Source organism: Pantoea sp. BR_17, assembly GCF_041955125.1.
GTDB classification, from domain to species: Bacteria; Pseudomonadota; Gammaproteobacteria; order Enterobacterales; family Enterobacteriaceae; genus Pantoea; species Pantoea stewartii.
Genome location: NZ_JAVAXT010000011.1, coordinates 173241 through 180215, shown reverse-complemented (window position 1 = coordinate 180215; position 6975 = coordinate 173241). Strand labels below are relative to the sequence as shown.

Below are 6975 nucleotides of genomic sequence, written 5' to 3'. Positions count from 1 at the left end.
GAACGACCCGAGCATCAGCATAATAATGCCGGGAATACCTGTTGCGTGCTGATATGGCTCAGTTGGTAGAGCGCACCCTTGGTAAGGGTGAGGTCCCCAGTTCGACTCTGGGTATCAGCACCAGTTATATATGGCTAGAGTTCGGCGAATAAAGAATTTGCCTGGCGGCTGTAGCGCGGTGGTCCCACCTGACCCCATGCCGAACTCAGAAGTGAAACGCCGTAGCGCCGATGGTAGTGTGGGGTCTCCCCATGCGAGAGTAGGGAACTGCCAGGCATCAATAAAGTAAAAAAGCCCCGTACGAAAGTACGGGGCTTTTTTACGTCGGTTATCCGCCTGAAACCGAAAGGGACGAGCCGCACCTCAGCGGAAGCCGCGCTACCGCCGGCACCAAAGCCGTGAAACTCGCCTCATTGGTGGGCTGGCTGACTTCTGCAACGCCGATTTCTACCTGTCGCCAGCAGGCTCGTCCACATAAAGTGCATCACGGGCCAGCTCAGGCAGACGCGTATCAGGGTTAAAGCGGAAAGATCTGTGGATCACTCTATAAGCCGTCAGTAAACCCGCCTGAATCACCCATATCCGATCAATGTACAGGCGAGCACTGGCTGGGCCAGCTCACCCTTGCTGAATACAGCACGATTCAGGCATGCACCGTCGACGACAGCGTTTCCTCAGTTGTTAAAAAGCGGAGTTTTATAAAGGATGACGGTGGATTTACAACGTGGTGCATCATCCGGACAGGAAAGGTCAGAACCGTACCTCTGTCAGAGACGGAGGTACGGTCAGAAACGAGAGCGGTCAGTGAATAACCTGGGACAGGAAAGCGCGGGTACGTTCTGACTTCGGATTTGCAAAAAACTCCTGCGGTGGCGCAACCTCCACGATCTCGCCGCGATCCATAAAGATCACCCGATCGGCAACGGTACGTGCAAAGCCCATCTCATGCGTGACACACAGCATCGTCATGCCATCTTCTGCAAGCCCAATCATGGTATCCAGCACCTCTTTCACCATTTCCGGATCCAGGGCAGAGGTGGGCTCATCAAACAGCATAATTTTAGGTTTCATGCACAATGAACGCGCAATCGCGACACGCTGCTGTTGGCCGCCTGAAAGCTGACCAGGAAACTTATGCGCGTGTTCAGCAATGCGTACGCGCTGCAGATAGTGCATCGCAAGCTCCTCCGCTTCTTTTTTGGCAATCTTACGCACCCACATCGGCGCTAGCGTACAGTTCTGCAAAACCGTAAGGTGAGGAAAAAGATTAAAGTGCTGAAAGACCATACCGACTTCAGTACGAACGCGCTCTATATTCCGTACGTCATCATTCAGATGAATACCATCGACCACAATCCGCCCCTTCTGATGTTCCTCCAGATGGTTGATACAACGAATCGTCGTCGACTTTCCTGACCCTGACGGACCGCATAGCACGATACGTTCGCGCGGTTTCACCTGCAGATTAATGTCTTTCAGCACATGAAACTGGCCGTACCATTTGTTCACATTTTCAAGCGAAATCATCGCATTGGTTGAATCAGTTATTATTTGTGTCATAGAAACCTCAGTGCGATTTACGCCCGGTGTGAAAACGTTTTTCCAGATACTGGCTGTAACGTGACATGCTAAAACAGAAAATCCAGTAGACCAGCGCCGCAAAGACATAGCCCTCTGTGGACATGCCCAGCCAGGCCGGATCGACCGTAGCCTGTTGAACGCTGCTAAACAGATCGAACAAACCGATGATGATAACCAGGCTGGTATCTTTGAATAACGCAATAATGGTATTCACCAGGCCCGGAATGGTGAGTTTTAACGCCTGAGGGAGGATCACCAGCATCTGGGTCTTCCAGTATCCCAGGGCAAGGGATTCAGCGGCTTCATACTGTCCTTTTGGTAATGCCTGCAGCCCACCGCGAACTACCTCGGCCACATACGCCGACTGGAACAGAATCACGCCGACTAAGGCACGTACCAGTTTGTCGATAGTGGTTCCCTCTGCCATAAACAGCGGCAGCATGACCGATGACATGAACAGCACGGTGATCAGCGGAACGCCACGCCAGAACTCAATAAAGATGACAGAAAGCGTACGGACAACAGGCATTTTAGAGCGGCGCCCTAACGCCAGCAAAATGCCTAAAGGTAAGGCGCCCGCAATGCCCACCGAGGCGATGATCAGGGTCAGCGTTAAGCCGCCCCACTGGCGCGTTTCCACGCGATCCAGTCCCAAAAATCCACCGTACAGTAAAAACCAGACGATCAGCGGATAGCATACCGCCCAGACGGCGATATAGCGTCCACGAAACGGCAACCGTTTCAGGAACATGGGCACAATCGACACTAAGCCAATCACCAGCGCAAGATTAATGCGCCAGCGCAGCTCATGAGGATAGAGCCCATACATAAACTGACCAAAACGGGCATGAATGAAGACCCAGCATGCGCCTTCTTTTGTGCAGTCTGCGCGCGTAGTGCCAAACCAGTTGGCATCAAAGATCAGCCAGTTCAGCGCCGGGGGGATCAGGTGCCAGATCAGCCAGATACATAACAACGTCAGTAAGGTGTTAAACCATCCTGAAAACAGGTTCTTGCGGGCCCATAGCCAGCCCCGGCTCAGCGGCGAGGAGGCTACGGGCGTCGTTTCATGTGCAGTGACAGACATAGTCATCCCGTGTTCTTAACGCTCAACCAGCGCGATTTTGCGGTTATAAATATTCATCAACAGTGAAATCAGCAGGCTGATAATCAGGTAGACGCTCATCGTAATCGCAATGGTTTCAATAGCCTGACCGGTCTGATTCAGCACCGTACCGGCAAACAGCGACACCATGTCCGGGTAACCTATCGCGGCAGCCAGAGAGGAGTTTTTGACGATATTGAGATACTGGCTGGTCAGGGGCGGAATAATCACTCGCATGGCCTGAGGAATGATAACCTGACGCAGCGTGACGGGATTCGGTAACCCCAGTGAACGCGCCGCTTCATGCTGTCCGTAAGGCACAGCCTGAATACCTGAGCGAATCACCTCGGCAATGAAAGATGACGTATAGATCGACAGGGCCAGCGTGAGCGCTGCCAGCTCAGGTATCATGACGAAGCCGCCCCGGAAGTTAAACCCACGCAACTCCGGGATATCCCAGTGCATGGCGGCACCAAAAACTGCATGCGCAACCAGCGGGAACAGGATCAGCATCGCAACAGCTGCGGGCCAGGAGCGACGTAACTGACCGGTTTTAAGCTGATGCTGTCGGTTAAAACGATATAAACCGTAGCTCGCCACCACAGCCAGTGCTAGAGCGATAACGAAAGGCCAGGTACCTGGCGCATAGGTCGGCCAGGGAATATACAGGCCACGATTACTCACGAAGGCGAGATCAAAGGCATTCAGCGCCTGACGCGGGCCGGGCAGGTTACGCAACACCGCGAAATACCAAAAGAAAATCTGCAATAACGGCGGGATATTGCGGAAGATTTCAATGTAGATATTCGCGATTTTACGTAATAACCAGTTCTCTGAGAGACGCGCCAGGCCAATAAAGAAGCCCAGTATGGAAGCAAATACAATACAAAGTGCGGAAACCAGCAGGGTATTTGTCAGGCCAACCAGAAATACCCGCGCGTAGGTATCCCCTTCGGAATAATCAATAAGATGCTGAACGATGCCGAAACCCGCATTACGTTCTAAAAAACCAAACCCGGAAGTGATACCGCGATTAGCAAGATTGATGACGGTGTTGTGGACGAGATAACCCACCACAGACAGTACGATAACGATCGCCACGATCTGGTAAAGCCAGGCGCGAACCGTGGGATTACCGAACGAAAAATCCCTTTTCACGGTTGGGCGTTGTGACATGTTGAAACCTCAATAACGAAAGCCTTGCTGGGGCACCGCAGAAAACGGTGCCCGACGGGGAGGTAGACTTAACGAACCGGTGGTGCGTACTGAATACCACCCTGGTTCCAGAGCGCATTCTGGCCACGAGCGATTTTCAGCGGGCTGTCTTTACCGACGTTGCGATCAAAACTTTCCTGATAGTTACCGACCTGCTTGATGATGTTGTACGCCCATTTGTTATCGAGCTTCAGATCTTTGCCATAGTCACCCTCGGCACCTAACAGGTGAGCCATATCGGGCGTCGCTGGCTTCGCGGCTTTCTCATCCACGTTTTTAGAGGTGATGCCCATTTCTTCGGCGTTCAGCATGGCAAACAGTGACCATTTCACAATGGTGAACCAGTCATCATCACCACGACGAACAACAGGACCCAACGGTTCTTTAGAGATGACTTCCGGCAGAACGATAAAGTCGTCTGGTTTACCTAATTTGATACGCAGTGCATAAAGTTGTGACTGATCGGAAGCCAGCGTATCGCAACGGCCGCTATCCAGTGCTTTTGCCGATTCGTCGGAGCGGTCAAATGTCACCGGGGTGTACTGCATCTTGTTCGCTTTGAAATAATCCGCAACGTTCAGTTCAGTGTCAGTACCGGCCTGAATACAGACGGTGGCACCATCCAGCTCTTTCGCACTTTTCAGGCCCGCTTTTTTGTGGGTCAGGAAACCAATGCCGTCATAGTAGTTAACACCGGTAAACATGAAGCCCATGCCGCCATCACGTGATGAGGTCCAGGTAGTGTTACGAGAAAGCACGTCCACTTCGCCAGACTGTAATGCAGTGAAGCGCTCTTTTGCGGTCAGCGGGGTATATTTTACTTTTGTTGCATCACCAAATACGGCTGCCGCCGCGGCACGACAGATATCCACATCAAGACCGGTAAATTTACCGCTGGCGTCTGCATAAGAGAAGCCTGGCAGGCCATCGCTGATACCACATTGAACGAATCCTTTCTTTTTAATCGCATCCAGCGTGGCGCCTGCGTGGGCTTGCTGAGCAACGGCGAGCAGCGAAGCCGCAGCAACCAGAGTAGAGAGCATCATCTTTTTCATAAAGCATCCTGTGTGGCATGTCGTGTTGTGTTGTTATGTAGTGCGCACTTTGGTGTGCGTTTCCTGTCTGTGGCGATCAGCCATCCACGACTTTGCAAAGCCAGTGCCAGGTTTGCAGAATTCTGAATTCACCTGAAATATCGGGTAATAATCTGAATTATCCGGAAGGCTGCAATAATATGGCGCACCAAAAGGATGCATTTCGAGTCGGCTAGATCACATTTAGTGCAATTTGTTTCACTATTTAGCAACAGTGTGAGCCTGTTTGCATGTGGCTGATGTAAGCAGACATGAGATTGCTTAAAAAGGTAGCCGTGCTCACAAAAGGCCGACAGGGCTGGGCTGAAGGGCATGGTGGTACAAAAGACAAAGACCGCGAAGAAGAGAAAATGTGAAAGGTAAGTCTGTTAAAGTCACGCTGGCGACTGCAACTACAGTTACCATATGTGATGCAACTGTTTCAGCGTTTTTAAAAAAATTTGCGTAGTAGCGCACAAATAAAAACGCCAGCCCGAAGGCTGGCGAGATTAACGGTGTGAACCTGAATCAGTTCATGCCGTATTTTTTCAGTTTCTTACGCAGCGTACCGCGGTTGATACCCATCATCAGGGCAGCACGGGTCTGGTTGCCACGGGTATACTGCATCACCATGTCCAACAGAGGCTGCTCGACTTCAGCCAAAACCAGCTCATACAGGTCACTCACATCCTGACCATTCAGTTGAGCAAAATAGTTCTTCAGTGCCTGTTTAACCGAATCACGCAAAGGTTTTTGAGTTACCTGATCCTGTGAGTTAACGGTAGAAACGGTCAGTACGTCAGAATTTACGCGTTGTTCGAACATAGTTCTTTCAGCTCTTTATTTCGTTACGCAAGATTTTCGAAGTATGCCTCCAACGCCTCCAGCTGTTCGCTGGCATCCTCAATGGCGTTGAATGTGCGCCGAAACTGGTCATTTGGGGCATGTTCCTGGAGATACCAGGACACGTGCTTCCGCGCTATACGGTATCCCTTGCCTGGACCGTAAAAGTCGTGCAGCTCACGTATATGCGAAACAAGCAAACGCTTGACCTCTGCCAGTGGCAGCGGGGCAAGCAGCTCCCCAGTGTCCAGATAATGCTGGATTTCCCGGAAGATCCACGGTCTTCCCTGAGCAGCACGTCCTATCATCAAAGCGTCGGCTCCGGTGTAGTCGAGCACTGCTCTGGCTTTATGCGGGTCAGTTATGTCTCCGTTCGCGATAATCGGAATAGAGACACTCTGCTTAACTGTCCGAATGCTGTCGTATTCAGCGTCTCCGTTGAACAGGCAGGCACGAGTGCGGCCATGTATCGTCAAAGCCTGAATGCCACAACGCTCAGCCAATTGGGCAATCGCGACACAGTTTCTGTTTTCTGGATCCCAACCGGTACGGATTTTCAATGTGACCGGTACATCAACCGCATTTACCACGGCAGAGAGAATAGACTCGACCACGGCAGGATATTGCAGTAAGGCCGACCCCGCCATTTTGCGGTTCACCTTTTTGGCTGGGCAACCCATATTAATATCAATCACCTGTGCACCAGCGTCGACATTAATACGTGCAGCCTGAGCCATCTCACTGGGATCACAGCCTGCAATCTGGACGGCACGAATGCCGGGTTCATCACTGTGCACCATGCGTAAACGAGATTTGTCACTGGCCCACACTTCGGGATTGGATGACAACATCTCAGAAACCGCCATTCCTGCACCCATCTCATGACAAAGCGTTCTGAAAGGCCTGTCTGTAATACCGGCCATCGGTGCCGCAATCAGTCGATTTCTCAGCTGGAGGTTTCCAATGCGCATGAAGTCGTAATGCCATACTGTGTCTGCAAGGCGGCGTATATTACGCATTTTTTTCTTAAGATGAAAGGCCAAACTTTGAACAATTCGCAAGAAAACTGCTTTTAGTCTGCTCTGACAAGGGTGTTATGGATAAATGACATTAAAAATCATGGTGTTATCCAGTTATGTTTATTTTGTGAACAAAGGT

Annotated in this window: 6 protein-coding genes, 1 tRNA gene and 1 rRNA gene; 2 read left to right on the top strand and 6 right to left on the bottom strand. The window is 51.2% G+C overall.

The window, feature by feature from the left end:
• The first annotated feature begins 47 nt into the window (after positions 1-47).
• A tRNA-Thr gene (locus RAC60_RS17225) sits at positions 48-123 on the top strand.
• Positions 124-160: 37 nt separating this feature from the next.
• A 5S ribosomal RNA gene (rrf, locus tag RAC60_RS17220) occupies positions 161-276 on the top strand.
• 525 nt (positions 277-801) lie between these two features.
• Here the strand turns inward: rrf and RAC60_RS17215 are convergent.
• The 6 genes from RAC60_RS17215 to dusB all read right to left on the bottom strand — a co-directional run bounded on the left by RAC60_RS17215 (position 802) and on the right by dusB (position 6788).
• Positions 802-1560: an amino acid ABC transporter ATP-binding protein gene (locus RAC60_RS17215; RefSeq protein WP_033740081.1), complete on the bottom strand. Its 759-nt coding sequence runs from the start codon at positions 1558-1560 to the stop codon at positions 802-804.
• 7 nt (positions 1561-1567) lie between these two features.
• Positions 1568-2668 carry an amino acid ABC transporter permease gene (locus tag RAC60_RS17210; protein ID WP_375094075.1) on the bottom strand — a complete coding sequence of 367 codons (1101 nt, stop codon included), beginning with the start codon at positions 2666-2668 and terminating at the stop codon, positions 1568-1570.
• Between the two features lie 15 nt (positions 2669-2683).
• Positions 2684-3862: an amino acid ABC transporter permease gene (locus RAC60_RS17205; protein ID WP_054686961.1), complete on the bottom strand. Its 1179-nt coding sequence runs from the start codon at positions 3860-3862 to the stop codon at positions 2684-2686.
• A 68-nt stretch (positions 3863-3930) separates the two neighbouring features.
• Positions 3931-4956, bottom strand: a complete 1026-nt coding sequence (locus RAC60_RS17200) for an amino acid ABC transporter substrate-binding protein (protein WP_033740076.1) — start codon at positions 4954-4956, stop codon at positions 3931-3933.
• A 546-nt stretch (positions 4957-5502) separates the two neighbouring features.
• Complete coding sequence (gene fis, locus RAC60_RS17195; RefSeq protein ID WP_003855228.1) at positions 5503-5799, bottom strand: DNA-binding transcriptional regulator Fis; 297 nt, start codon at positions 5797-5799, stop codon at positions 5503-5505.
• A gap of 23 nt (positions 5800-5822) precedes the next feature.
• The gene (gene dusB / locus RAC60_RS17190) at positions 5823-6788 is read right to left on the bottom strand and encodes a tRNA dihydrouridine synthase DusB (protein ID WP_033740115.1); all 966 of its coding nucleotides are present in this window, start codon (positions 6786-6788) and stop codon (positions 5823-5825) included.
• Positions 6789-6975: the final 187 nt, after the last annotated feature.

Coding starts and splice junctions, on each gene's coding strand:
- RAC60_RS17215 (WP_033740081.1), bottom strand. CDS start 1,560: ATGACACAAATAATAACTGATTCAACCAATGCGATGATTTCGCTTGAA.
- RAC60_RS17210 (WP_375094075.1), bottom strand. CDS start 2,668: ATGTCTGTCACTGCACATGAAACGACGCCCGTAGCCTCCTCGCCGCTG.
- RAC60_RS17205 (WP_054686961.1), bottom strand. CDS start 3,862: ATGTCACAACGCCCAACCGTGAAAAGGGATTTTTCGTTCGGTAATCCC.
- RAC60_RS17200 (WP_033740076.1), bottom strand. CDS start 4,956: ATGAAAAAGATGATGCTCTCTACTCTGGTTGCTGCGGCTTCGCTGCTC.
- fis (WP_003855228.1), bottom strand. CDS start 5,799: ATGTTCGAACAACGCGTAAATTCTGACGTACTGACCGTTTCTACCGTT.
- dusB (WP_033740115.1), bottom strand. CDS start 6,788: ATGCGCATTGGAAACCTCCAGCTGAGAAATCGACTGATTGCGGCACCG.